At 39.9% G+C, this 24,623-nt stretch carries 19 protein-coding genes and 2 pseudogenes; 9 read left to right on the top strand and 12 right to left on the bottom strand.

The genetic code is table 11. The features are described 5' to 3' along the window. Nucleotides 1–257 precede the first annotated feature (257 nt). On the bottom strand, nucleotides 258–1,352 hold the full coding sequence (locus V7K41_RS27230) for an endo-1,4-beta-xylanase (RefSeq protein ID WP_334853278.1): 1,095 nt from the start codon (nucleotides 1,350–1,352) through the stop codon (nucleotides 258–260). A gap of 471 nt (nucleotides 1,353–1,823) precedes the next feature. On the opposite strand from V7K41_RS27230, the gene V7K41_RS27225 reads away from it, so the two are divergent. From V7K41_RS27225 to V7K41_RS27195, 7 genes and pseudogenes are all read left to right on the top strand, one after another. Beyond that, nucleotides 1,824–2,417 (top strand): TetR/AcrR family transcriptional regulator, encoded by a 594-nt coding sequence (locus V7K41_RS27225; RefSeq protein WP_334853277.1) that lies wholly within the window; start codon nucleotides 1,824–1,826, stop codon nucleotides 2,415–2,417. Nucleotides 2,418–2,546: 129 nt separating this feature from the next. Beyond that, nucleotides 2,547–3,785, top strand: a pseudogene (locus V7K41_RS27220) (HlyD family secretion protein). Nucleotides 3,786–3,931: 146 nt separating this feature from the next. Further along, nucleotides 3,932–4,072: pseudogene (locus V7K41_RS27215) on the top strand (ABC transporter ATP-binding protein); the annotation flags it as partial. Between the two features lie 57 nt (nucleotides 4,073–4,129). Beyond that, nucleotides 4,130–4,375 carry a nucleotidyltransferase family protein gene (locus V7K41_RS27210; RefSeq protein ID WP_334853275.1) on the top strand — a complete coding sequence of 82 codons (246 nt, stop codon included), beginning with the start codon at nucleotides 4,130–4,132 and terminating at the stop codon, nucleotides 4,373–4,375. A 30-nt stretch (nucleotides 4,376–4,405) separates the two neighbouring features. Then, entirely contained in the window at nucleotides 4,406–4,990 is a 585-nt protein-coding gene (locus tag V7K41_RS27205; protein ID WP_334853274.1) for a hypothetical protein, read from the top strand. Between the two features lie 634 nt (nucleotides 4,991–5,624). Beyond that, nucleotides 5,625–9,230, top strand: coding sequence for a pyruvate:ferredoxin (flavodoxin) oxidoreductase (gene nifJ, locus V7K41_RS27200; protein ID WP_334853272.1), 3,606 nt, complete (start codon nucleotides 5,625–5,627; stop codon nucleotides 9,228–9,230). 306 nt (nucleotides 9,231–9,536) lie between these two features. Next, the gene (locus V7K41_RS27195; protein WP_334853270.1) at nucleotides 9,537–9,704 is read left to right on the top strand and encodes a hypothetical protein; all 168 of its coding nucleotides are present in this window, start codon (nucleotides 9,537–9,539) and stop codon (nucleotides 9,702–9,704) included. 66 nt (nucleotides 9,705–9,770) lie between these two features. Here the strand turns inward: V7K41_RS27195 and V7K41_RS27190 are convergent, their stop codons facing one another. The 3 genes from V7K41_RS27190 to V7K41_RS27180 form a co-directional block, all read right to left on the bottom strand. Further along, complete coding sequence (locus V7K41_RS27190) at nucleotides 9,771–10,685, bottom strand: DUF1338 domain-containing protein (protein WP_334853269.1); 915 nt, start codon at nucleotides 10,683–10,685, stop codon at nucleotides 9,771–9,773. Nucleotides 10,686–10,773: 88 nt separating this feature from the next. Further along, nucleotides 10,774–12,093, bottom strand: a complete 1,320-nt coding sequence (locus tag V7K41_RS27185; protein ID WP_334853267.1) for an acetyl ornithine aminotransferase family protein — start codon at nucleotides 12,091–12,093, stop codon at nucleotides 10,774–10,776. Between the two features lie 319 nt (nucleotides 12,094–12,412). Further along, nucleotides 12,413–12,664 carry a transposase gene (locus V7K41_RS27180; protein WP_334853281.1) on the bottom strand — a complete coding sequence of 84 codons (252 nt, stop codon included), beginning with the start codon at nucleotides 12,662–12,664 and terminating at the stop codon, nucleotides 12,413–12,415. Nucleotides 12,665–12,908: 244 nt separating this feature from the next. Between V7K41_RS27180 and V7K41_RS27175 the strand changes: the two genes are divergently transcribed. Then, on the top strand, nucleotides 12,909–14,081 hold the full coding sequence (locus tag V7K41_RS27175) for an RNA-guided endonuclease InsQ/TnpB family protein (RefSeq protein WP_334853265.1): 1,173 nt from the start codon (nucleotides 12,909–12,911) through the stop codon (nucleotides 14,079–14,081). A gap of 53 nt (nucleotides 14,082–14,134) precedes the next feature. Here V7K41_RS27175 and V7K41_RS27170 read toward each other — a convergent pair whose 3' ends face one another. The 3 genes from V7K41_RS27170 to V7K41_RS27160 form a co-directional block, all read right to left on the bottom strand. Further along, entirely contained in the window at nucleotides 14,135–14,701 is a 567-nt protein-coding gene (locus V7K41_RS27170) for a DUF2808 domain-containing protein (protein WP_334853263.1), read from the bottom strand. 22 nt (nucleotides 14,702–14,723) lie between these two features. Further along, nucleotides 14,724–15,161, bottom strand: a complete 438-nt coding sequence (locus V7K41_RS27165; protein ID WP_334853261.1) for a DoxX family protein — start codon at nucleotides 15,159–15,161, stop codon at nucleotides 14,724–14,726. Between the two features lie 191 nt (nucleotides 15,162–15,352). Then, nucleotides 15,353–15,733: a Spx/MgsR family RNA polymerase-binding regulatory protein gene (locus V7K41_RS27160; RefSeq protein ID WP_334853260.1), complete on the bottom strand. Its 381-nt coding sequence runs from the start codon at nucleotides 15,731–15,733 to the stop codon at nucleotides 15,353–15,355. Nucleotides 15,734–15,943: 210 nt separating this feature from the next. Here V7K41_RS27160 and V7K41_RS27155 point away from each other — a divergent pair, with 210 nt between their 5' ends. Beyond that, nucleotides 15,944–18,118 carry a DEAD/DEAH box helicase gene (locus tag V7K41_RS27155; RefSeq protein WP_334853259.1) on the top strand — a complete coding sequence of 725 codons (2,175 nt, stop codon included), beginning with the start codon at nucleotides 15,944–15,946 and terminating at the stop codon, nucleotides 18,116–18,118. A 29-nt stretch (nucleotides 18,119–18,147) separates the two neighbouring features. Here the strand turns inward: V7K41_RS27155 and V7K41_RS27150 are convergent, their stop codons facing one another. The 5 genes from V7K41_RS27150 to V7K41_RS27130 form a co-directional block, all read right to left on the bottom strand. After that, nucleotides 18,148–18,321, bottom strand: coding sequence for a hypothetical protein (locus tag V7K41_RS27150; RefSeq protein WP_334853257.1), 174 nt, complete (start codon nucleotides 18,319–18,321; stop codon nucleotides 18,148–18,150). Nucleotides 18,322–18,554: 233 nt separating this feature from the next. After that, complete coding sequence (locus tag V7K41_RS27145) at nucleotides 18,555–21,248, bottom strand: PAS domain S-box protein (protein ID WP_334853255.1); 2,694 nt, start codon at nucleotides 21,246–21,248, stop codon at nucleotides 18,555–18,557. 401 nt (nucleotides 21,249–21,649) lie between these two features. Next, the gene (locus tag V7K41_RS27140; protein WP_334853254.1) at nucleotides 21,650–22,828 is read right to left on the bottom strand and encodes a DNA double-strand break repair nuclease NurA; all 1,179 of its coding nucleotides are present in this window, start codon (nucleotides 22,826–22,828) and stop codon (nucleotides 21,650–21,652) included. A gap of 172 nt (nucleotides 22,829–23,000) precedes the next feature. Further along, nucleotides 23,001–23,786 (bottom strand): HAD family hydrolase, encoded by a 786-nt coding sequence (locus tag V7K41_RS27135; RefSeq protein WP_334853252.1) that lies wholly within the window; start codon nucleotides 23,784–23,786, stop codon nucleotides 23,001–23,003. A gap of 137 nt (nucleotides 23,787–23,923) precedes the next feature. Further along, entirely contained in the window at nucleotides 23,924–24,196 is a 273-nt protein-coding gene (locus V7K41_RS27130; protein WP_334853250.1) for a Rieske 2Fe-2S domain-containing protein, read from the bottom strand. Between the last annotated feature and the right edge of the window lie 427 nt (nucleotides 24,197–24,623).

The raw sequence follows: 24,623 nt of genomic DNA, 5'->3' as shown, positions 1-24,623 counted from the left end.
TTTAGCTATAGCAATTATTGATGGCATGGAAGCTAGAAGTTTAAAGGGTGGATATGACCTTGAGCGTCTTATATTTAATTGCGCCTAGCTACTTAACGAAAAATATTTCCATCTATTTTGCTTAGAATAATACTTAAAAGTACTATAGCAGTTCCCGGCATAATGAGGTACATTTTCAAAACTACTAAGCTTGGTAAACAAGATTTGGGTGTACCTCAGTTGCTGAGGAAATGCTATATTTACGTTTGGGTGGAGTATTAAGTTGATTCCTGAAAAGCCTGGGCTATAGCATTGCGGGCTGGTTTAGATTGCAGGTTCTCATCGAAGGGAAGCGGACGCAGAAATTTCCAGAGACTTGAATTGTTTCTAAAGGTTTTTCTTGGCATCCACTGGGGATGACGTATCCAGGTATGACGGTCGGTAAGTCCCCATGTAATCACAGTATCGACTTTAGCTGCAAAGCACAGGTCAAGATATCGCTTGTAACTATCGGCTACCATTTGGTCTAGGCTTTTGATACTATCGGGTAGTGGGGTATCAATGATAATATCTAATTCCGTAATTATTGGTTTCACTTCAAGATCGTTAAGCCGTTTTAAAACCGAATTAAATCCTTTTTCGTCAAAAGGATATGCAGTAGAAAACCATAGATGTGATTGGATACCTGCCCCATCAATTTTAACACCACTATTCTTCAGATATTCGACCATTCTTAAGAAACGTTCTGATTTCCATGTGGTGCCTTCGATGCCAAAATCGTTTAGGTAAAATTTCTTGCTGCTATCAACTGAAGCAGCAATTAAAAACAAGTCTCGAATCAATTCTGGTTTTACCCCTTTACGCAAACCGGTTGTTGGGTTATCAGTTTCATTTTCACTATCAGCGATAATTTCATTGGCAATATCCCAAGACTTTAAAACGGGACTATTGCGATAATGCCCCATGACTCCTTTAACATGGCGTTCGATCATCTCAGGTGTAGGGGGGTAAGGAACCCAGTCTGGTTTTCCCATGTGCCAGAAAAGGGTATGCCCGTGCAATTCTATCTTATGTTTTTGGCAGAAATCAGCGATCGCATCTGCTGACTCAAAGGTAAATAATCCTTGCTGTGGTTCAGTAGCGTCCCATTTTAATTCACCATTCGGTGTCACAATCGAACATTCACGAGCAATCAGGTTAGCGTAATCTTTCTCTGTTTGCAAAAATTCACTAGAAATTGCTGCGCCATAACGCTTTCCTTTGGCGGCAGCTAATTGTCGAAGGGGAGAATTTAAATTTTTACTTGTATAATTTGCTGCAACTACATTCATGCCTTGGTCTTCTTTTTGGTCATCCTTTTGTAAAAACCCCATAGTTAATAAGGCAGAAAGGGTTGTGTATCCTGCTCTCCTTAAAAAATTTCTCCGATAAGGCATAAATTGTATTTAATACAAAACATACATATAAGATTATTATATTACATAATAAGTTTTGATACTTTTGGAGGTGTAGTAATGATTCTCACAGTCATTGCACCCAAAAAGACAAAGTTACCGTTTGTCTCACCCTCCTGTAATGCTTTGTATGAAATACTACCCATTTATTAGTACATAATTACAAGTATTTATCAATCTTCACCCAGATATAGAGGTTTTTTCCAAAATCAAGTCATAGTCTCATACTTAAGCGGCAAAGATGAAAATTAACAAGTATTACATCTAGTGCAAAACTAGATTAAACTATAACGAATGTTCGATTTACATCAATTAACTGTGCTTTTACATACCATCAGTAAACATACTAAATTAAAATATAACTATTGTTCGATATAAATATTCTAAATCATGCCTAAGATTGTTAACCATGAGCAATACCGTAAAGAACTGCTTAACAAGTGCTTTGATTTATTTGCTCAAAAAGGCTATGGTTCCATCACTATGCGCCAGATTGCTGACGGATTAGGGGTTTCTACTGGTACGTTGTACCACTATTTCCCTAGCAAACAAGCTCTATTTGAGCAATTGGCCCAAGAAATATGTGAGCAAGATTTAAGTGCAGCATTGGCTGAATTAGAAGGAGCACAAACACTACAAGAGGGAATGGAAGCACTAGGAAGATATCTAGTGAAAAACGAGGATTACTTCATTAAATGGACTTATATTTGGATTGATTTTTGTCAACATCAAGATTCTAAGGAAATGTTAAGTAATAGTGTTTTTAAGCGGACTAATCAGCGTTATCAGCAAGCTGCCTGCACTTTTGTGGGTATTCAAGATCCGATATTGGCTTGCTTTGTCTTGAGCTTTGTCAATGGGTTAATTCTGGAAAAGTTATGGGGTGATGAAACAATTGATTTTATGGAACAATGTGCGTTATTAGGCAAAATGCTCACGGCACATTTGCCGCAACATAGGGCAATAGTTAAATGTGAGATTTGATACTTAAATAAGTTGCAAAATCTTCATATCTAACAATTATCAATTATCTGATATTTATTGATGGCTAAAAATTATTTGCTACCCCCATTAACTCAGTAGACAAAATAGTTTTTGAGGAGAGTAAAAAAGATGGTTCAAAAGCTGTTAAAAAAAGCTTCCAATAAAGGGTTAGTTGCATTAGTAATAGCAGTAGCTGCAATTACGGGTGGAATTGTTGTTTATGGGATTTCTCAGTTTGGGTTAGTTGGTCAACTTGAGAAATCTGAGCCAGTAGAAACCACGCCCAAAAGTCCAAAAGTGGCTGCATTAGGACGACTAGAACCGGAGGCTGAGGTAATTAGCTTGTTTGCGCCCTTGGGCATTGGATGGCGATCGCATTGCGAAAATTCTAGTCCAAGAAGGCGATCGCGTTAAAGTCGGACAGATCGTAGCAATATTAGATGCGCGCGATCGCTTACAAACTGCTGTAATACAAGCCCAACAACAAGTCAGAGTTGCTCAAGCTAAACTTGCTCAAGTTGAAGCAGGAGCAAAAGCAGGAGAAATTCAGGCCCAGCAAGCCAGTGTAGAACGCTTTGAAGCCCAGTCCCAAGGAGACAAAACAGCACAACAGGAAGCGATATTCCGCATAGAAGCACAGTGGGAAGGAGACAGAATAGCGCAAGAAGCAACCATCAAGAAGCTAGAGGCAGAACTCAAAAATGCCTCAGCCGAATATCAACGTTATCAGCAGCTATATTCCCAAGGAGCAGTTTCTAATTCTTTGTATGACAGCAAAGGCTTAACTGTAGAAACTGCCAAACAGCAAGTAGACGAAGCCAAAGCAGTTCTCAATCGCATTAACACTACTGCTAGCAAAGAACTCGCCGAAGCCAAAGCAGCACTCGCCCGCACTAGTGCCACTGGTAGCAAACAAGTTAGCGAAGCCAAAGCCACACTTACGAGTATTGCAGAAGTTCGACCTGTAGATGTAGCCGCAGCTAAGCGGGAGCTTACATTAAAGCACTGATGGCGGGACAGATCATCAAAATTCATACGCGAGTCGGAGAAAAAATTAGTGATTCTGGCATTGCAGACTTAGCCCAAACAGATCAGATGATGGCAGTCGCAGAAGTTTATCAAACCGATATCGGTAAAGTGAAATTAGGACAACAGGCAGTGATTAGCAGTCAGGCATTTGCCAGTGAACTGCGAGGAACCGTTGCCCAAATTGGTTTGCAGGTAAATAGACAAAACGTTTTCAGCAACCAGCTAGGGGAGAACCTTGATAGCCGAGTAGTTGAGGTGAAAATTCGCCTCAATCCTCAAGACAGCAAGCGAGTTGCAGGTTTCACCAACTTACAGGTACAGACAGCAATTGAAATATAGAGTTGTTGTTCACTGTCTAGTGTATTCCATTATCTTTTATAGGGTGAATTCAATCATGGTTAAAGTCATATACCTTCTGCTTTGTATACTTGGCTTTGTTCTACCTTACTCCCAGTTTTTTCCATTGATTTTAGAGCATGGTCTAGAAGCTAGCCAAAGAACAAGGTTGTACAATTTTGTTAGTTACCCACGATAACCGTATCCTCGATATTGCCGATCGCATCATTTATATGGAAGATGGTCAGTTGAAGACCGATGGCACAGATACCACTACAACAGAGAAATAATATTATTTTAGGACTTAACAGTATTAAATAAAGATATGGACGCAATAATGACCAACGATGGAAATCCAACAATCGCCTCAATTCATCAACCATATTGTTTCAAGTTTGTGGACAATTGAGGGAATTACAGCGATCGCACTGGGTGGTTCACGGGCACGGGGCAACCATACCCTAAAGTCAGATGTGGATTTGGGGATTTATTACAATCCAGAAAACCCGCCCGATTTAATTGCTCTAAATCGTCTCGCCTGTGAGCTTGATGATAACCATCGCGTAAATTTGATTACTGCGATTGGGGAATAGGGAAAGTGGATTAACGGCGGCGGTTGGCTTGTGGTAGAAGGTGTAGGTGTAGATTTCCTCTATCGTGATTTGACGAAGGTCAATCGTGTCATTGATGATTGCCATATAGGACGCATTACTATTGATTATCAACCAGGACACCCTCATGGGTTTGTGTCCTCTATTTATATGGGGGAAATTGCTCTTTGTCACCCACTTTACGACCCCGATGGTGTTTTAGAAGCTTTGAAGGTAAAAACAAAGCCCTATCCAGTTGGGCTGAAACAGGCAACTATTGATACTTTCGCCTGGCAAATAAGTTTCTCGCTGTTGGTCGCAAAAAAGGCAATCGCACGCGATGATGTTGTTTACGCAGCAGGTTGTTGTTTCCGCAGTGTGGCGTGTATGAATCAGGTTTTATTCGCGCTCAATGAAGATTACCTGTTGAACGAAAAAGGAGCGATGGCACTTGCTAATAGATTTGCTATTTGCCCGCAGGACTATCAACAACGGGTTGAGCGAGCGTTTACACTTTTAGCTGCCGATGCAAAATCAATAACTGAGGCGATCGCGATTATTGAGGCGATTGAAGATGATTTGAGTCAATGGTATGGAAATCGGCGATTAGCGATGTAATTTTTATTGCCATCTGACTTCTGTTGCTATGCGATTGAAAGTGATATTTGACCATTGTACAAAATAGTCTCAATACTGCGTAGGTTTTGCTTAAAAAGCAACTTCGGTGTAATATCATGTCCGTTTGATTAGTTATTATTCCGGGCATCTATGCAAAAATCTTAAAACCCTCTTTCCCCCTGCTCCCTGCCCCCTGCGCTCTTAATAATAAGTCTTTTACCGAACATGATATAAGTTGATTGAGTAACTTAGACGCAACATTTTTAGAGCTTTTTTGGGTTTCATGACCTTCAACCAACCTACAAATTTTCTTAACCAAGCAGTATTGTTCCCGACCCTATACCCCAGAAAAAAGAGTAAATTCTTTTAAAGTGTTATCAAATAAAGACTTTGGTCTTTGAGTACATTATTAATAGATATTAATAGATGCAGTATTGCGGATGAGATATTAATAGATGCAGTATTGATTGAAAGTTAATTTAAGAGCCTAAAGCTATTCTTTAAACACGGAGTAAATCCTACCGATAAATCTTTAATGCAGATAATACACTTACTTTCTAGTACTGGCTATTTCTGATTCTTATATTCACGTGTTCTGATAATGCAGCTTAGAGGCGGGGACAAAAATCATATTATGAACAAGACCTTTGCAACCATCGACGGAAATGAGGCTGTCGCTCGTGTTGCTTACAAATTAAATGAAGTGATTGCCATTTATCCCATCACCCCCTCTTCAGCGATGGGTGAATGGGCTGATGCTTGGTCAGCAGAAGGTCGTCCTAACCTCTGGGGTACTATTCCCAGCGTCGTGCAGATGCAGAGCGAAGGAGGAGCCGCTGGTGCTGTACATGGGGCTTTGCAAACAGGTTCTCTGAGTACCACCTTTACGGCATCTCAGGGATTATTGTTGATGATACCCAACTTCTACAAAATTGCTGGTGAGTTGACTAGCGCTGTGGTTCACGTTGCCGCCCGTTCCTTGGCTACTCATGCTTTATCAATTTTTGGCGACCATAGCGACGTGATGGCAGCTCGGGCGACTGGTTTTGCCCTGCTGTGTTCCGCTTCGGTGCAAGAAAGTCAAGATTTTGCTCTTATTGCCCATGCTGCTACCCTAGAGGCGCGAGTCTCCTTTATGCATTTCTTTGACGGCTTCCGCACCTCCCATGAAGTGCAGAAGGTCAAATTGCTTTCAGATGACGATTTGCGATCGCAAATCCACAATAACCTAATACTCGCCCACCGCAGCCGTGCGCTGACCCCAGATCGTCCAGTGTTGCGGGGAACTGCTCAAAACCCCGATGTTTACTTCCAAGGGCGTGAAGGCGCGAACCTTTACTACAACACCTGTCCAGAAATTGTCCAGCGGATCATGGATGAATTTGGAGAACGCACAGGAAGGCATTATCAAATCTATGAATATTACGGTGCTAACGATGCCGATCGCGTTATCGTTCTTATGGGTTCAGGTTGTGAAACCGTCCATGAAACAGTAGATTACCTGAACGCTCGTGGTGAAAAACTTGGTGTAGTGAAAGTGCGACTTTACCGCCCCTTTGATGTCCAAAGGTTTGTTGCAGTATTACCAACTAGTGTAAAAGCGATCGCTGTTCTTGACCGCACCAAAGAAGCAGGTAGCGCTGGGGAACCGTTGTATTTGGATGTTGTGGCTGCTATCCATGAGGCGTGGGGAGAGAGAAGGGCAGGGGAAGCAGGGGGAGAAAATACTTCCTCATCCCCCAAAATCATTGGTGGTCGTTACGGTCTTTCTTCCAAAGAATTTACTCCGGCGATGGTGAAGGGCATTTTTGACAATCTTGCCCAAGCTAAACCAAAAAATCACTTTACGATTGGGATTAATGACGACGTTAGTCATACTTCTTTGAGCTTTGACCCTAATTTTTCTACAGAATCGGATAATGTTGTTCGGGCAATGTTCTATGGGTTAGGTGCTGATGGTACTGTTGGCGCTAACAAAAACTCTATCAAGATTATTGGTGAAGAAACCGACAATTACGCCCAAGGCTACTTTGTCTACGATTCCAAGAAATCTGGCTCAATGACCGTTTCTCACCTCCGCTTCGCTAAAGAGCCAATTCGCTCTACCTATCTAATTGACCAAGCCAACTTTATTGGTTGTCATCACTGGGGATTTCTGGAACGCATAGATATTTTAAAGGCTGCTATTCCTGGAGCGACTTTGTTACTTAACAGTCCATACAATGCAGATACCGTTTGGGAATATCTACCGCTGAAAGTGCAGCAGCAAATTATCGACAAGCATTTGAAGTTATACGTAATCAATGCTAGCCAGGTTGCCCGTGAAAGTGGCATGGGTGGCAGAATTAACACCATTATGCAGGTATGCTTTTTTGCTTTAGCGGGTGTCTTGCCACAAGAAGAAGCGATCGCTAAAATCAAACAAGCGATTGATAAGACTTACGGTAAAAAAGGCGCAGAAGTTGTCCGCATGAACTTGCAAGCTGTAGACAATACCTTAGAAAACTTGCATAAAGTAGACATCCCACAAACAATCAACACTCCTAACTATTGTACAGAAGCGATTAATCGCGTCTCTACTCTTAACTCTGCTCCCGAATTTGTGCGAGAAGTTTTGGGTAAAATCATGGTGTGGGAAGGTGATGATTTACCTGTTAGCACACTACCTGTTGATGGCACCTTTCCCGTAGGTACTGCTAAGTGGGAAAAACGTAACGTTGCCCAAGAGATACCTGTGTGGGAGCCGGATGTCTGCGTACAATGTGGTAAGTGTGTCATGGTTTGTCCCCACAGTGCCATCCGTGCTAAGGCTTATCAAGCTGATGAGTTAGTTAATGCACCAGAAACCTTTAAGTCAACTGGTGCCAAAGATAAAGACTTTGCCAATCAAAAATTTACCATTCAAGTTGCTCCAGAAGATTGCACGGGATGCACGATTTGTGTAAATATTTGCCCTGCTAAAAATAAATCTGAGCCATCGCTGAAAGCGATTAATATGGCGCAGCAGTTGCCTTTACAAGAGCAAGAGCGGAAAAACTGGGATTTCTTTTTGAGTTTACCTAATCCTGACAGACGATCGCTAAAATTAAACCAGATTCGCCAACAACAACTGCAAGAACCATTATTTGAATTCTCTGGTGCTTGTGCAGGTTGTGGTGAAACACCTTATTTGAAATTATTAACACAATTGTTTGGCGATCGCGCCGTCATCGCCAATGCTACAGGTTGTTCTTCCATTTATGGTGGGAATCTTCCTACCACTCCTTGGACAACCAACGCCGAAGGACGCGGCCCGGCGTGGTCTAATAATCTATTTGAAGATAACGCCGAATTCGGTTTTGGCTTCCGCCTTTCCCTTGACAAACAAGCTGAGTTTGCAGCAGAATTGTTGCAACAATTGGGAAATGAAATAGACGAAAACCTTGTCTACTCCATCCTGAAAGCTGAACAAAAATCTGAAGCTGACATTTGGGAACAGCGCGAAAGGATAGAACTGTTGCAGCAAAGGTTAAATGAAATTGTAACTTTCCACCCCAATCTCAAATCCAAAATCCAAAATCTCAAATCCCTTGCAAATTACTTAGTGAGAAAAAGCGTCTGGATTGTTGGCGGTGACGGTTGGGCTTACGATATTGACTTTGGCGGTATCGATCATGTAATTGCTAGTGGTCGAAATGTCAATATCTTGGTGATGGATACAGAAGTGTATTCTAATACAGGCGGTCAATCTTCCAAAGCCACGCCACGAGCCGCAGTTGCTAAATATGCCGCTAGTGGTAAGCCAGCACCAAAGAAAGACTTAGGGATGATTGCCATGACCTACGGAAATGTCTACGTAGCGAGTGTAGCCCTTGGTGCTAGAGATGAACATACCTTGAAAGCTTTTTTGGAAGCAGAAGCTTATGATGGCCCATCACTAATTATTGCTTACAGCCATTGCATAGCCCACGGCATCAACATGACTACAGGAATGAATCATCAGAAAACTCTGGTAGAATCAGGTCGTTGGTTGCTGTATCGGCATAATCCAGAGTTGCTTAACCAGGGTAAAAATCCATTGCAATTGGATATGCGATCGCCTACACAATCTGTAAAAGATTCGATGTATCAAGAAAATCGCTTCAAAATGCTCACTAAGAGTAAACCTGACGTTGCCCAACAATTGTTAGAACAAGCCCAAGCTGAGGTAGATGCACGTTGGCAGATGTACCAATATTTGGCAAAGCGCGACACTCTCTGAACATCAGCCCTGGTTTTAGTTATAAACATTGCGACTTAAGTTACTCAAGTCGCAATTTTCGTTACAAAGTTACCATTTTGGTTACTAAAATCGTTATTTTCATTACAAACATCGTTATTTTCGTTACAAAGTTACCATTTTAGTTACTAAAGTCGTTATTTTTGTGACAAAATTACCATTTTGGTTACTAAAATCGTTATTTTTGTTACTAACGCTGTAGTTTAAGTTGTGCTTAACCCAAACTTTAGCCAACAAACGCGCAAATGTTGAGTTTCATTCTTCAATACAATTTGCAAGAAGAGTGCGATGTCTACCAGGGGCTACGCCTACGCGAAAATTGTCTGTGACGCTGTAAGTGGGCAGTTGTTCTACAACCAAAATGGTAGTGCGCCTGGTTTTGGCAGTGGTGGTCTATTTGCAACTCTAACTGGTACGCCAACTCTCATGGCATCAGATTTTGTGTTGCAAGCGTAGTTCGTTCAAAACACAAAACTACTAGCTCAGAACCTTGAAATTGAATCCTTTATTAACACCTCTAAGCTATTTAGATAGACGAGTCATTTCAAACAATTGCTGGGCATTACTTCCTAAAAAAGCATCGAAAAGTACTTGCTTTCCAGATTCCACTTCTACTAGATAGCGCTGGGCAATTTCATAATAGGCGTAAGTCCAAGGAATCTGAATTTCTGCACCACTCTTATCATCTAATACTGTCACCATTTCTGTGACTGCTTGAGTTGCAGTTTGCCGCAAACCACAAGCAACATTTCCCTCTATCTCTGCTTTCATTGGTACACCCAGGTTAGCCAAAGCACTGGCGGTAGTATCAATATCTGGATATTCTGGGGTGTTTTGCCCGTTGACGTAGCCTGTAAAGTGGTTGACAGCATATCCGTGCAGCAACACCCAAGCCCCATACTGAGTAACCTGATTCACCTCTTCGACAACCGAACGCTGGGGAGGTAGCCAAGGGCGAGTGAAGACTTGCTGGAGTTGTTTGGCGATGGTTTCAATATTCCCGTCTTTTTGTAGAAGAGTAAGAGGTGAGGTCAGTTCCTTTGGGATTGAAAATACTGTTGTAAAGATGAGTTGAGCGATATTGCTAGGCAATTCATCGACAATCAACTCGCTGATAAACAGCTTGGGTAAATTAAATTCCTCTTGCTGCGGATGACGATAATGACGGGCGTACAAATGAGTTTGAGCAAAAGTATACTCTCCAGCCGCCACGTAACCCAAAGCTTCTGCAAGTTGTCCAAGGTAGTCAATTCCCAAGTTAAGTTGACCCTGTGGGCTATCTACTAATAAACGCAAAGACCGAAAGGCGATGTGGTCGTTGGCGACAGTTCCACCCGCAGCAGTAATCATTTCCTGGTAGGTACGAGCATGATTTACCCTGGCGTTGTATTTTTGCCAAAGTAATTTCCATAAATTAAGGGCAATTTTATTTGTCATTTGTCATTTGTCATTTGTCATTGGTCATTGGTCATTTGTCATTTGTCATTTGTCATTTGTCATTTGTCATTTGTTATTCTCCACTCCCCTAAGAACTTAAAATGTCGTTAATAATTTGAAGGGCTATCTGAATTTGGTCGCTGTCGATAACTAAAGGGGGACAGAAACGAATTGCTGCTTTACCGCAACCTAGTAACAATAAACCGCGTAAAAAAGCTTCTTGGATAATGCGATCGCGCAATTTATAATCGAGATTACCCTGTTCATCTAACAAATCTACCGCTACCATCAAACCTTTACCTCGTGGCAACGATACTCTGGGAAACCTTTGATGCAACTGGGTAAGACTAGCTTGTAATAATTCTCCCATCTGAGTAGCGTTGGTCATCAAACCACTTTCCAGCAGTCGTAATGTGGCAATACCAGCAGCACAAGCTACGGGATTACCGCCAAATGTAGTGGCGTGAGAACCAGGAGGCCAAGTCATTAACTCTGGTCTGGCAAGTATCGCTCCTAAAGGCATACCACTGGCGATACCTTTAGCAGTAGTAATGATATCAGGCATCACACCCCAATGCTCGATCGCAAATAGGCGACCAGTCCGCCCCATCCCTGCTTGCACTTCATCCACTACCATCAGAATACCGTGGCGATCGCATATCTCCCGAATCCGCTGCAAAAAACCATCTTCGGGTACGATATATCCACCTTCTCCTTGAATTGGTTCGACTACGATCGCCGCTACTTCTTGCGGTGGTAAAATTGTGCTAAATAACTGTTTTTCCAAGTAATCTAAGCTAGTATGAGTGCCGTAAGGGATATGAGTTACCCCAGGAACTAAAGGGCCAAAATTAGCTCGCTGCACTGCTTTGGAACCAGTAAGAGACATCGCTCCATAAGTGCGTCCGTGAAATGCACCTAAAAAGGCTACGATTAGCGATCGCTTGGTGTAATATCGAGCTAGTTTGATAGCTCCTTCGTTAGATTCTGCCCCGGAATTGGTGAAAAATACTTTTGCGGGAAACGCAGTATTACTCTGTGGCTGGGGAAAAGGGGCGCGAATTGCTAATTGTTCCGCTAATTCCACCATCGGCTCATAATAAAAATCTGTCCCTGACATGTGCAGCAGACGCGCCGACTGTTCTTGAATTGCCTTGACGACTTCCGGGTGAGCGTGTCCGGTGGCGGTGACAGCAATACCTGCGGTCATATCCAGAAATACATTGCCATCCACATCTTCTACCATACAGCCCTGACCGCGAGATACAACTAATGGGTAATCGCGGGTGTAAGAAGGGGAAGTTACAGCGCGATCGCGTTGTACAATTGCTTGAGCGCGAGGCCCAGGTAAGGAAGTCACTAAACGGGGTATACGAGGTAAATTTAGGTTAATAGGAATACTTAACATAATTTTTTTATTTTTTAAAGATTACTGATGATTAAACGCTAAAGCTTGATTGCTTACAGTAGCATTTGATTCCATTGCTGTAAGAATTACGCATTTACCGAAAAATCAGAGTATACGTCAACGACTCAGGAAAAATACAGCTAATTTTTCCTGAATCCTCAGAAATATTTAACGAAAAAGCTTGATGGTAAGCCCTTTCGTATTGTTTAAGACTCTTGTCCGTTTTTATAACACAACTTTTAGAAAATATTCCCTATTCCTCTATCTTAATGGAGCAAGAGGACTCCCGTTACAGTTGAAAACTTAACGGGATGATAAATTACGACCAATATAAAACGAACGAAAAAGCGAACCATTGTTTTGGATGTTCTTGGTTTTCAACGTAATGCTTTAATTGCTCAACCGTAACTGCTCCACAGCTAGGCACAAAGTAAGCACCAGTCCAGAAATAAGGCTTGTTGTAGAAATATTTTTCTTTTATTGTCGGGAACTCTTTACGAATTAGTCTACTGCTCACAGTTTTGATATTTCCAATCAGTGTTGAGAGTGGCTTATCAGGCTTGTAATCAATTAATAAATGTACATGATTTGATTCGCCATTGAACTCTTACCTTGGTACAGTCCAACTTTTTAAGGGTATCTGTAAATATTTCTTTTAACCTGTTTAGTATTTTTGCGTTAATAGCTTTTCAGCGGTATTTCATAACTAAGACGACGTGGGCGTTAAGCTTGTAGACTGACCTAAAACCATTATTGTACATACTTGACAAGCAATAGCGGTAAATAGTATATTACCACTACAGTTGCTAAAAATCATGTTGATATTAGACGTACTGAAGCTAAGAATTTATCCAAATCAAGAACAGGAAATATCTTTAGCGAAAAGCTTTGGATGTTCTCGTTTTGTTTGGAATTTTTACCTGAATAAAACTAATACTCAATATGAGGAGACGGGTAAGGGAATGACTTATTGCCAAATGGCGAAAGACCTTACCCAGTTAAAGAAACTGGCTGATTATGAATGGCTGCAAGAACCAACCACTGCTGTTCTTCAACAATCACTTAAGAATTTAGAATCTGCTTTTAAGAACTTTTTTGCGAAACGTACTAAATTCCCTAAATTCAAAAGCAAGCATTCCAAACAATCAATCCGTTATCCTGAAAGCTGTTCCATCAAAAATGGTGGGCTGAAATTGCCTAAGCTGGGGATTGTTAAAGCTAGTTTTTCTAAAAGTGTCAATGGCAAGATAAAATCTGTAACTGTTTCTAAAACAAGTACAGACAAATATTTCGCGGCAATACTTTTTGAGGCTACTGATTTAAATACAGTAAAGCAGGGAAAAATATCAGGGATTGATCTGGGACTAACCAGCTTGATAACCGTGTTTGATGGTGAAACCAGTTATGAGGTTGATCCCATAAAGGCAACCAAAAAATATGCTAAACGTTTAAGACGCAGGCAGAAGGCTTTATCTCGGAAGGTAAAGGGGTCAAAAAACAGACACAAGGCAGTTAAGGTTGTAGCCAGAGTTCACGAAAAAATATGTAATACAAGACAAGATTTTCTCCATAAACTCTCACGAAAGTTAGTTGACGAAAACCAAGTCATTGTAGCTGAAAACCTTTGTATTAAAGGATTAGCCAGTACCAAATTAGCCAAGTCAATTCATGATGCCGCTTTTGGTGTGTTGCTTAATTTTATTAGTTACAAGCTGGAAAGAGAGAAAGGTAAATTTATTCAAGTTGATAGATTTTTTCCTAGTAGCAAGCTCTGCTCATGCTGCGGATACAAAAATGATTTGTTGAATTTAAGTATCCGTGAGTGGGTCTGTGTCGGCTGCCAAACACGTCATGACAGAGATGAAAATGCCTCACGCAACTTGAGGACAGAAGGGATTAGGATGTTGTCAACAAATACTGTGGGACACACAGAATTTAAAGCTTGTGGAGAGGCTGTAAGACTCATTGGTACTCGTACCAAAAAGTAGGTTTCTGAGAAACAAGAATCTCCCGCCACAGCCTAAGCTTGGCGGCGAGAGTGTCAAGGGAACCACCAACTTCCCCTATTGCTGTAAAACTGAAACCGTCCAAAGCCAAGAAATTGACCGTGAGATTTTTCACCCACAGGGTATGCTGTAACACCCAATAAGTAAACACCAGAAAAGCTGGGATTACTCACAGGGCGGAGGGCGATGGTAATTGTCTGTCCTGGAGTTACAGGCGGGTCAAAGTTTACAGAAACCGTGCGTGTCTTGCGCTCGTTTGTAACTGGGCCTAGTTTCAGTTGCGTTTCTTTGCGATCGCGTGTGCCGACAAATGCACGAGTATCATCAAGATTGTAGCGGATGTTTTCTGCTCCCTCTTTTTGGGCGATCGTTACCTTCTGGAGGGATTCTCCGGCATTCTCCGGCACATTGATAGTGAAATAGTAAGTTCCGCCCCAAACATTCACCTCTTTGTAAGTAGTTGTCGCGTTAACAAGTTTCGGTGGTTGGACGAAATAGACTAGGCCATCTCTAAGCTGCACAGCTTGAGTCACCGGAAGCGTAACTTCTGCAATACCTATTGCTAACGAGAGTGTTATTCCAAACAAAGTTGTGAGGCGCATGATTCAGATATAAAAAACGCACTTATTCTAATTCTAGTTCCTTGGGAATCATTGACTTAGGAATGATAGAAGCTTGTTTTTCCCCAACCGAAGATTTCGTGTACCACCAAGCCCAAGCAATTAAAACAGCTTGCAAGGGAAGTCTAACTACGTGTACCCAAGGTGAGTTTGGTATATGTTCAATCTTAATAAGATTAACCGCCATATTAATATTGGCAGGGTAAACAGCAATAAAAAGAGCAAGAAGTCCCCAAGCAGCAGCTTGACTTACAGGCGGGACTAATAAACCGATACCACCCAAAATTTCATAAAAGCCACTGAGATAAACTAATCCTAAAGGGTAAGGTAGTTGCGGCGGCACAATTTTGACATATTCTTCTGGAACAACAAAGTGTGTTACTCCAACCACAATGATGGATATAGCAAGGATGACACGTAATATTTCCTTATACTTCTTCATGGTTTTTGCCTCATTATATACTTGCCCCTATTACTTCAGTTTGACTGATGGATGTTAATCTGCATTGAGTCAATAGGAGTAAAAATCGACAAAATTTTCCCAAGTACTTATCAAAACAGTGCTGAGTGCTGAGTAAAAAAGCAATAATTGCACTCAGCACGGGCTAAACGCCCCGCTACCACTAACGGAACTCACAACTCAGCACTCAGCACTCCTGAAGCTAAATCTAATTTTTCTCGAACTAATCCTTCATCTCTAAAGCCAACCAGCACAGCTGTTCCATCTTTAACGAAAAGTGGACGTTTGAGCAGCATTGCATCGTGAGTGAATGCATCAACCCACTGTTCGTCAGCCCAAGTCTTCTTTTCATCTCCTAAAGCGCGGTAAGATTGACCGGAGGTGTTTCGCATGGGAGCAAAACCCAAAGACTTTACCCAGTTTTGAATCATCTCACGAGTCGGCGGAGTATCTTTGGTGTTGATAAAGTCATGGTCAATATTGTTGTGTTGGAGCCACGTCAAAGCTTTTTTGCAAGTGCTGCAATTGGGAATTCCGTAGACTTGAATAGACATAAAACAATTAAGCAACAATCTTCATATATGACATAGTAAATGGAACTTCTGCCACCAATGCTCTTGTCGTAAAATATCTACGACAGGAATTTAAGGGTAGCGATCGCTTTTAGTAATCGGTAATTCCAAGTATGGAACTCGTCGATCCATGATTTGAGGGTTCTGAAATACCAAGGAGTAGTTTTACTAAAACTTTCATCCATAAAAAATATGAGCGATGCCTTTAGCCGACTTGCACCCTTCATCCAAGAATATATTTATCATCACCAGTGGACTGAATTACGTCCAGTTCAAATTGCCGCTTGTCAAGTTATATTTGACACTGATGCTCACTTGCTAGTTACTGCTGCAACTGCTACTGGTAAAACAGAAGCAGCTTTTTTACCAGTTTTGACTCTATTACATACCAACCCTGCCGCCACAATTGGCGCATTATATATTAGTCCAATTAAAGCTTTAATTAACGATCAATTTGAGCGTCTCAATGACTTACTCAAAGAAGCAGATATTCCAGTTTGGCACTGGCACGGCGATGTTTCGCAAACTCGAAAAAACAAGCTTTTAAAGAATCCTCAAGGCATTCTCCAAATTACCCCAGAATCTCTAGAAAGTTTGCTAATTAATAAAAATAACGACCTACTCCGCTTATTCGGTGATTTAAGGTTTGTCATCATTGATGAAATTCACGTCTTTATGGGTTCAGAACGCGGTTGTCAAATTATTTGCCAATTGCAACGTTTAGCAAAGTTGACGCAAAAACAACCACGTCGTATTGGTTTATCGGCAACTCTTGGGGATTACTCAATAGCTGAAGAGTGGTTGCGATCGGGAACAGATAAGGCAGTAATTACACCAAAAATGGATGCTATAAAACGCCAAATAAAACTAGCTGTAGAACATTTTTATATTACTGATGAAGTAGATGAATCAGAAGCGACAGCAGATGAACAATATATTTTCAACCTCAGCAAGTCTCGCAAATGCCTGATATTTGCTAATAATCGCACACGTACTGAATCTGTAATTGCATCTTTGCGACAAATCGCCACAGAACAAGGATTACCAGATATATATCATGTGCATCATGGGAGTATATCTGCTAGCTTACGGCAAGCTGCTGAAAATGCGATGCGTGAACCCAACAATCCAGCTGTTACCGCCGCCACTCTAACTCTAGAATTAGGCATAGATATCGGTTATTTAGAGCGAGTGATTCAGTTAGAATCACCCTTGTCTGTAGCTAGTTTTTTACAGCGTTTGGGACGCAGTGGTAGAAGAGGAGAAGCTGCCGATATGCGTTTTGTCTGCGCTGAAGAGAGGCCATTACCAGAAGATTCTCTGCCAGAACAAATCCCCTGGCAACTTTTACAGTGTATTGCGATAATTCAACTTTATTTAGAGGAACAATGGATTGAACCAATTAGACCAATTAAATATCCTTTGAGTTTGCTTTATCACCAAACAATGAGTATTTTAACAGCTACAGGAGAAATTTCAGCTAATGCTTTAACTAAACAAATTTTTAGTCTGCCACCCTTTGCTGCGATTTCTCAAGAGGATTTACAACTATTACTACGCTATTTAATTGATATTGGTCATATTCAGCATACTGAACAAGGTAAATTAATCCTGGGTTTGGCAGGAGAAAAGGTAGTGAGAAAATTTCAGTTTTATGCTGTCTTTGCTGAACAGCAAGAATACATTGTTAAGCAAGGTTCAACAGAAATTGGCAGTATTGTCACGCCACTTCCTGTTGGTAATCAATTTACTTTAGCTGGCAGAACTTGGGAAGTCGTAGAAGTTGACTTTCAAAAGAAGGCTATTTTTGTTAAACAAGCTGAGGGTAAAGCTAGTATTTATTGGCGTGGTGGTGGTGGGACTATTCATACCAAAGTTTTGCAACGAATGCAGCAAGTCTTATTTGAGAATATCGAGTACAGTTACTTGCAAAAAAATGCTTTGCAACGTTTGCATCAAGTTCGTCAATTGGTGCAGCAGGTTGGATTAGATAAGCAGAATATTTTGCAATTAGAAAAAAGTAAATGCTGTATTTTTCCTTGGATGGGTACGGTTGCTTATCGCACCTTAGAAAGATTAATCAACTCATACTGTCGTGAATCGTTGGAAATTACAAGTATTGGTGGAGTAAATCCCTATTATTTGACAATTAAATTAGGTAAGAATAAATTTAAATACCTTTACCGTGAAATTGCTTCATTGTGCGAACAAAGAATTATCCCAGAAGATTTAGTTAGTACTTCAGAAGCACCGAAAATTCAAAAATATGATGGTTTTATTCCTCATCCACTTTTACGGAAAGCTTTTGCTAACGATTATTTGGATTTGAAAGAACTGAAACAGCAAGTAGCACTGTGGAAAGAATAAAAAGATAATTCGTAATTATTTAAAATCCGCTATTTTTTAATTAATTTCTGGAGCGATCGCAAATCATAATTTAAGATTTTTCCAGTATTCAAAAGTTGATATCCGGCGAGAAATAAAGCAGATGATGCCACAACAACTAAAAGATTAACTGACGCGAACACATTACCAGTAAAAGCTATGACTATAATTCCTAGCGCTATCAAAATCCATCCTAAGTTAGGGTTTATTCGCTGCTGACAAAGGACGAAAATACCGGAAATACATAGTAATAAACCAGGAATACCAAAAAATATACCCTATCCGGTTTTGCGTAGATACCACTCCAATTTTTAAAGTTGCTAACTTCTGTTTACTTGAGACACTATCCACAACAGGCTGATTTTTCTGAAAAGTACAGCTTTGCGTAAAATCGTGGCGTTTTTAAACGTAGAGTATTTTAAATGGGAATGTGAATCCAGAATTCTGTGCCTTGTCCTGGTTCTGATACACAATTCAAAATTCCACCATGTTTTTCTACTACAATTTGGTAGCTAATTGACAGTCCTAGACCTGTTCCTTTTCCTACCTCTTTTGTGGTGAAAAATGGATCAAATAAGCGCTTTTTAATGTCTTCTACCATTCCTAATCCGTTGTCAGCAATTCTGATAACAGCAAATTTACTCTCTACAATTTCAGTACGAATTATAATTTGCGGTTTATGATTTGTTTTTATCCTGACCATTGATTCTTCTAAAGCATCGATCGCATTAGTTAAAATATTCATAAATACTTGATTAAGCTGCCCAGGATAGCAATCAACTAAAGGCAAATCACCATATTCTTTAACTATAGATATATTTAAGCCAATTCCATTATTTTTCCAACGGTGATGCAAAATTAATAACGTATTATCAATTCCTTCATGAATGTCAACTAGTTTTTTTTCTGCTTCATCATAACGAGAAAAATTTCGCAATCCCAAAACAATCTCACGAATACGATTAGTACCCATATTCATCGATGATAGGAGTTTAGAAAGATCGCTAGTAATGAATTCAAAATCAATTTTTGCAGCAAAATCTTCAATTTCTACTTCCGGTTGGGGATAATGTTGTTGATAAAGCCGCAAGAGAGTTAACATCTCTTGAAAGTATTCGTTAGCATAGGTTAAGTTACCATGAATAAAACTAACTGGATTGTTAATTTCATGGGCCACTCCAGCGACTAATTGTCCTAAGCTAGACATTTTTTCATTTTGGATCAGTTGAGATTGAGTTTGTTGCAATTTATGCAAGGTTTCGGTGAGTTTTTCAGCTTGAGTTTGAGCCTCTAAAGTAGCAGTGCGACTTTGAGTATAAAGTTGTGCATGATCGATGGCGATCGCTAGTTGATCGCAAACAGCTTGTAATAGGTTAATTTCACTGTTATTCCAAACGCGATCGCCACTACAATGACTGCACACAATTGCTCCAATCTCCCCAGAATTACTCTTAATTGGTAGCATTAGTTGAGATGTGATACCAAACTCAGTTAAAAGTTCTTGCGTATCATAATCAAGTTGTGATTTCCTATTAATATTTTCTATACAAATTAGCTCTTGAGAGAGAAGGGTTTGGGTCAAAAAAGTACTTTTTTGCAATGGAATACTGCCTAACATACTTGCCAAATTAGGATTTCGCGCTTCATAGGTAATAGTCAAGCTTGGTTGGGATGGATGCGGTAAGTAACAAAGAAAGTAGCAACGGTCAATTTGTAATAAGCTGCGAATTTCATTCACAGCTGTTTCTAAGATCATATCTAGGTTAAGAGAACTGCGGATTTGACTAGCTAAACGCAGTAATAAGGCTTCCCGACGGCTGAGGAGTTCTTCTCGCGCCCAGATTCGGTCAATAGCTACAGCAATATTATTAGCAATCCAATTTAATAAGTTATGAGTTGGTTCGGTAAATAATTGCTTGCTGAATAAAGCAATTATGCCGATTAATTGCTGCTCTACTATCAGAGGATAAGCAGAAAATTGAGAAATTGAAAATGTAGACTCGATCGGTTTTTCTGAATGATTAATTGATAGTTTTTCGTTAAAAATACCTTGATGGTTTTGAATCATTAAGTCAATAATATTATTGACTAAAGCGATATGGTCTGGGAAATCTTGGGTATCGCTCAAAGCACTACAAGTAATATCTGTGCAATGAACACCAGCTTGCAATTGTAACTGGTTTGTCTGTCTTTCAAATGTCCAGATACAAACAAAGCCGATATCAAGATATTGGGAAATAGTATTTGTACAGTTTTGCAAAATTTCTGGAAGTGTGCCACTTTGAGATAAAGCTAAACTGACTTCTGCACTCAAAACTGACAAGCGCGATCGCTCCAATAAAGCTAACTCTGAAAGCTTACGCTGTGTAATATCTGTACGAATTGATACATATTGATAGGGTTTTCCATCTTGTCCCAACATTGGGGCAATCAAAGTATCTACCCAATAAAAAGTACCATCCTTGGCTTTATTTTGAATTTCTCCTTTCCATATTTTTCCTTGAGCGATAGTTTTCCATAAATTTGCAAAAAATTCTTTTGTGTGGTGTCCAGAATTAATAATCCGATGATCTTGCCCTAAAAGTTCTTCTGGAGAATATTGAGAAACTTTACAAAATAGGTCATTGACATAGGTTATTCTTCCATATCTATCAGTAATAGCTACCAGTGAATGGGCGTTTAAGGCAAATTTAAAAGCTTCTAATTCGTGGATAGAATTGTTTAGCGCTATCTCATTTTTTTTATTAATAGTAATGTCACGAGCTACTGCATAAATCAATTTCTCTTCAGGAAAGCCAGTCGCATTCCATGATAGCCATTTGTAAGAACCATCCCGACAAAGATAGCGGTTTTCAAAGCTGATTGCGTCTACAGATTGTGTAATTTTTTGGGCTACTGCAATAGTGGATTCACGGTCTTCAGGGTGAATAAATTCGATAAAAGGTTTAGCAACTAGTTCATCAATTGACCAACTTAATGTTTTTATCCATACTGGATTTAAATACTTAAAATAACCATCAAAATTAGCAATACACAATAAATCTATAGAAAATGAGAAAAATCGAGAGTATTTTTCTTCAGATTGTTTGTACTCAGATTTAACTAGTTTCATCAGCTTTTTAGGTATGAATATTTTTGAAGAAAATTTAATACGTTTATCGTTAAAATTGAATAATCATTGCAATAAAATGTTTCAATCTAAAGACTTGCCTAATGTCAGTTATGACTAAGACTGGTTACTTACGAATAAAAACGTAATAAACTTGATAGTAAAGCCAATAAGTATCTACTAGTTTTTACTGAGTAAGCTAGCTGTTGACTTAATTCTCTACTAAATAAAGGTTTCCCTAAAAAGCTGTAAAGTAAACATTTAGATTTTAAATTTAAGATAAGAAGTGTTACGTAATTTTTTATCTGTCATTTTCCTTAAGTAACTAAGGTATTAAGACCGTAAGGCGTAATTCGTAGTTAAGAATTCAATTATGAATTATGGATTACGAATTACGAATTATTTTAAGCAATACTCCCGCGCTTTCTAGCTTCTTTGTAGGAAGTTCCCACATTTTTTAAACCAGCTTTAATCATTTGTTGTTCGAGTAAGGCAAAAAAACGCGCTTTATCGCCACCTTTTACTACAGCTTGATTATGCGCTTCAGCGATCGCTACAGGGTAGCCATATCCTTTTTGCACTTGTGCTAACATCAGTCCCAGTGCTTGGTCTAACATGGTTGGATTCTCTGCTACCCATGCCGGAACTTCAATTCGGGCGATTTCGGTACCAACGTGGACATAGCAAAAGTAAATTGTTTGATCGCCGTAGAGTTCGAGAATTGGGGAATTGCTGCGCCATAAGTTACTGCGTTGTCCGGGTTTAAGCCGGGTTGCCCAAACAGAAGTATCTCGCAACTGTTCAAAAATTTTACAAGGTACTTTTTCTAGCTGATTTGGGCAATGACTTTTACAGTCTGGTACTGGATGGGGACAAGCCAATAGCCGTAAAAAGTTCATTGTTTCGATGCTGCGAGAGGCACTAAGATAGCCCATCAACGGAATTTTAGCCTCACGCATCTGCTGCCAAGCTTCCAGAATGGGGGGTAAAATGCGATCGCGTGCATCCATCGGTAACTGTTCTAAAAACCAGTAAATTAGCGAACCATCTACCATTGCTAGCGCTGGCGTTTCCCCTGGCGCTGCACTACACGCCAGTTCTGCTAACACCGTTGTTTCTGAAGCAGTGCGGCGAAAACTCATCCATTCCTCGGTTCTAATTCCCCACTGCCGAGACATATATAAATCTTCTGGGCGGTAAAATACTTCTGGCAAACTATCGAGTAGCGGATGGCGATTTTGTCCGTAGTGTAAGACGACTCTGCCGATATTTAAGAGATAACAGTAAGCAATTTCATGATGGTTGGGGGCAATTTGGGAACCATCAGTAGCGATGACAGTATGAATTTTTGGCGGAACAGGGATATCGATGCAGGTTTCTAGTGCTTCAATTGGGGTAGCATTAGCAAAGAGAATGCGATCGCGCCATTTTTCCTGGCGATCGATTAAATCTTGTTGGCACTCGTAAGCATTTTTTAAATGTTGTTGTGCCAGTTCTAAACGCTGACGACTGGCAGCAGCTTCTAAGGTAAGATGTTGACTTAAACCCTGCATTTCTCGCGCCAGTTTTGTTAGGTCAAGCATAAAAGTAAGTGCGAAGTGAGGAGTGAATACTTGTAAGTTATTATTTCACCTAAATTTACAAAATATATAATTTTATTTAGATAAATACATCCATAAATTAGATATGTATTATTCAAAACTATTGTAGAGACATAGCACTGCTACGTCTCTTTTTCACTAGATATTTAATATATTAAAGCCAAGCTGAGAAATCTTTAGCAAACTGAGAAAGTGATAACAACTGAATTCGTGGATCGTTTTGAGCAGTTTCCCGTTCGGCTTGGGTGTTATAGCCCCAGTCTGCAAGGAAAAGTTTCACATCCTCAAGGTCTGCTTGCTGTTGGACTAACTGTAATGTCTTGAGTCTATCTTCTACAAACCAGAGACTAACTGGCTTATCTTCTGCTGATTGGATTAATTCTCGCAAAATTTCATATTTGGGACGCTTGACTTCTTTCCCAAAGATTGCTTCTGGTGGTAAATTCACCCCTTCTTGTTGCAACAACTGCTGTACAAAACGCCCTTCTTTAGTTGTCACAATGTATAGCTTAATTCCACTGTCAATAGTTAATTTGATTTTTTCTACTACCGCCGGATAAAATCTATGCAGACTCAGCCAACCACTTAAATCCGTGGTAATCCATTCATCTCGCTGCTTATCTATTTTCGCACCTATTTCTTTTGCTTCTAGCTTGTCATTTAACAAAATTTGTGGGGCAATGCTTACCCATTCATGAAGAATTTTTTCGTCAGGAATTCCATCTATCAAGGCTTTAATTAAAATGGGCATTTCCCAACCCGTTTCAATAACAGGTCTTAGGCGATAGAATCTTAAAGCTAAATCATCTGGCGGTGTGTCGTTAGCAGAAGACCAAATTTCACAGTAAGTACGCCATGCTACCTCAAAATATTCAATTAATCCGTCGCAAATCACTCCATCAAAGTCTAAGGCTAAAATTTTGGGACTACTTGCGGTCATTGGTTTGAGAATAAAACTGCTGTTGTCAGCTTATCCGACAAATTTAAATCATGCAGTAATTTTTGTTAGTCTTTTATAATTTATAACTTCCTGAAAAAGTATGGTGGAATTGTGACATTTGATTGGTTATTAGTAGATTAACGAGGATCTACAGCAGGTTTGCGATCGACTAAATGAATTTCGTTTTGCTTGACTACTACGGTGATTAGTGGTAAAGAACGTTTAGCTGGGCCACGAACAACTCGACCCTGAGAATCGTATTGAGATCCATAACAAGGACAAATAAACTGATTCTTCTCAAGATCCCACTCCACTGTACATCCTAAATGGGTGCAGATTATACTAATAGCGTACTCAGCAATTTGTGGCCCGTCTTGAATAATCAGATAATCAACGCTACGATCTGGCAAACCTTCTACGAGAATCGGAATTCCTGGCTTTGCGGTTGCTAATAGTACCTAGCATATAGGTTAAAAAATCCCAGCGCGTTTTTATCCTCGCTGGAATTTTGCCATTACTAGAAGAATGTTCCATAATGATTCGATTTACCGATAAAGGTCTTTTACTATACTACGGTGCGATTGCATTAGGATTAATATACATTTGTGTTTACTGTCGGTTAATTTTCAGAAAATTTACTTTTTTTAAGAGTTGCTCCTGAACTTTAATTTTTAATTACTATTTATTTCTGGAGTATGAGGTTATTTATCAACTTCAGAGCTAGGCTATAACCTAAGATATGTTCTTCAAGAAATCTCTTCAAAATATATTCTCAAACTCTCTCCAGAGAAAGAATTTTTTATACTTTTAATTTTTTAAGCTGTTGTTAGTCAAGTT

It is taken from the genome of Nostoc sp. (assembly GCF_036917415.1).
Lineage (GTDB): Bacteria > Cyanobacteriota > Cyanobacteriia > Cyanobacteriales > Nostocaceae > Nostoc.
The sequence above is the reverse complement of the archived record's forward strand: the minus strand, read 5'-3'. Positions and strand labels throughout refer to the sequence as shown.

What these genes read in the sequence shown, in the direction of transcription:
- V7K41_RS27170 (WP_334853263.1), bottom strand. Translation starts at nt 14,701, where the DNA reads ATGCGCCTCACAACTTTGTTTGGAATAACACTCTCGTTAGCAATAGGT.
- V7K41_RS27135 (WP_334853252.1), bottom strand. Translation starts at nt 23,786, where the DNA reads ATGACCGCAAGTAGTCCCAAAATTTTAGCCTTAGACTTTGATGGAGTG.
- V7K41_RS27165 (WP_334853261.1), bottom strand. Translation starts at nt 15,161, where the DNA reads ATGAAGAAGTATAAGGAAATATTACGTGTCATCCTTGCTATATCCATC.
- nifJ (WP_334853272.1), top strand. Translation starts at nt 5,625, where the DNA reads ATGAACAAGACCTTTGCAACCATCGACGGAAATGAGGCTGTCGCTCGT.
- V7K41_RS27155 (WP_334853259.1), top strand. Translation starts at nt 15,944, where the DNA reads ATGAGCGATGCCTTTAGCCGACTTGCACCCTTCATCCAAGAATATATT.
- V7K41_RS27210 (WP_334853275.1), top strand. Translation starts at nt 4,130, where the DNA reads ATGGAAATCCAACAATCGCCTCAATTCATCAACCATATTGTTTCAAGT.
- V7K41_RS27230 (WP_334853278.1), bottom strand. Translation starts at nt 1,352, where the DNA reads ATGGGGTTTTTACAAAAGGATGACCAAAAAGAAGACCAAGGCATGAAT.
- V7K41_RS27225 (WP_334853277.1), top strand. Translation starts at nt 1,824, where the DNA reads ATGCCTAAGATTGTTAACCATGAGCAATACCGTAAAGAACTGCTTAAC.
- V7K41_RS27145 (WP_334853255.1), bottom strand. Translation starts at nt 21,248, where the DNA reads ATGAAACTAGTTAAATCTGAGTACAAACAATCTGAAGAAAAATACTCT.
- V7K41_RS27185 (WP_334853267.1), bottom strand. Translation starts at nt 12,093, where the DNA reads ATGTTAAGTATTCCTATTAACCTAAATTTACCTCGTATACCCCGTTTA.
- V7K41_RS27190 (WP_334853269.1), bottom strand. Translation starts at nt 10,685, where the DNA reads ATGACAAATAAAATTGCCCTTAATTTATGGAAATTACTTTGGCAAAAA.
- V7K41_RS27195 (WP_334853270.1), top strand. Translation starts at nt 9,537, where the DNA reads ATGTCTACCAGGGGCTACGCCTACGCGAAAATTGTCTGTGACGCTGTA.
- V7K41_RS27160 (WP_334853260.1), bottom strand. Translation starts at nt 15,733, where the DNA reads ATGTCTATTCAAGTCTACGGAATTCCCAATTGCAGCACTTGCAAAAAA.
- V7K41_RS27140 (WP_334853254.1), bottom strand. Translation starts at nt 22,828, where the DNA reads ATGCTTGACCTAACAAAACTGGCGCGAGAAATGCAGGGTTTAAGTCAA.
- V7K41_RS27175 (WP_334853265.1), top strand. Translation starts at nt 12,909, where the DNA reads ATGTTGATATTAGACGTACTGAAGCTAAGAATTTATCCAAATCAAGAA.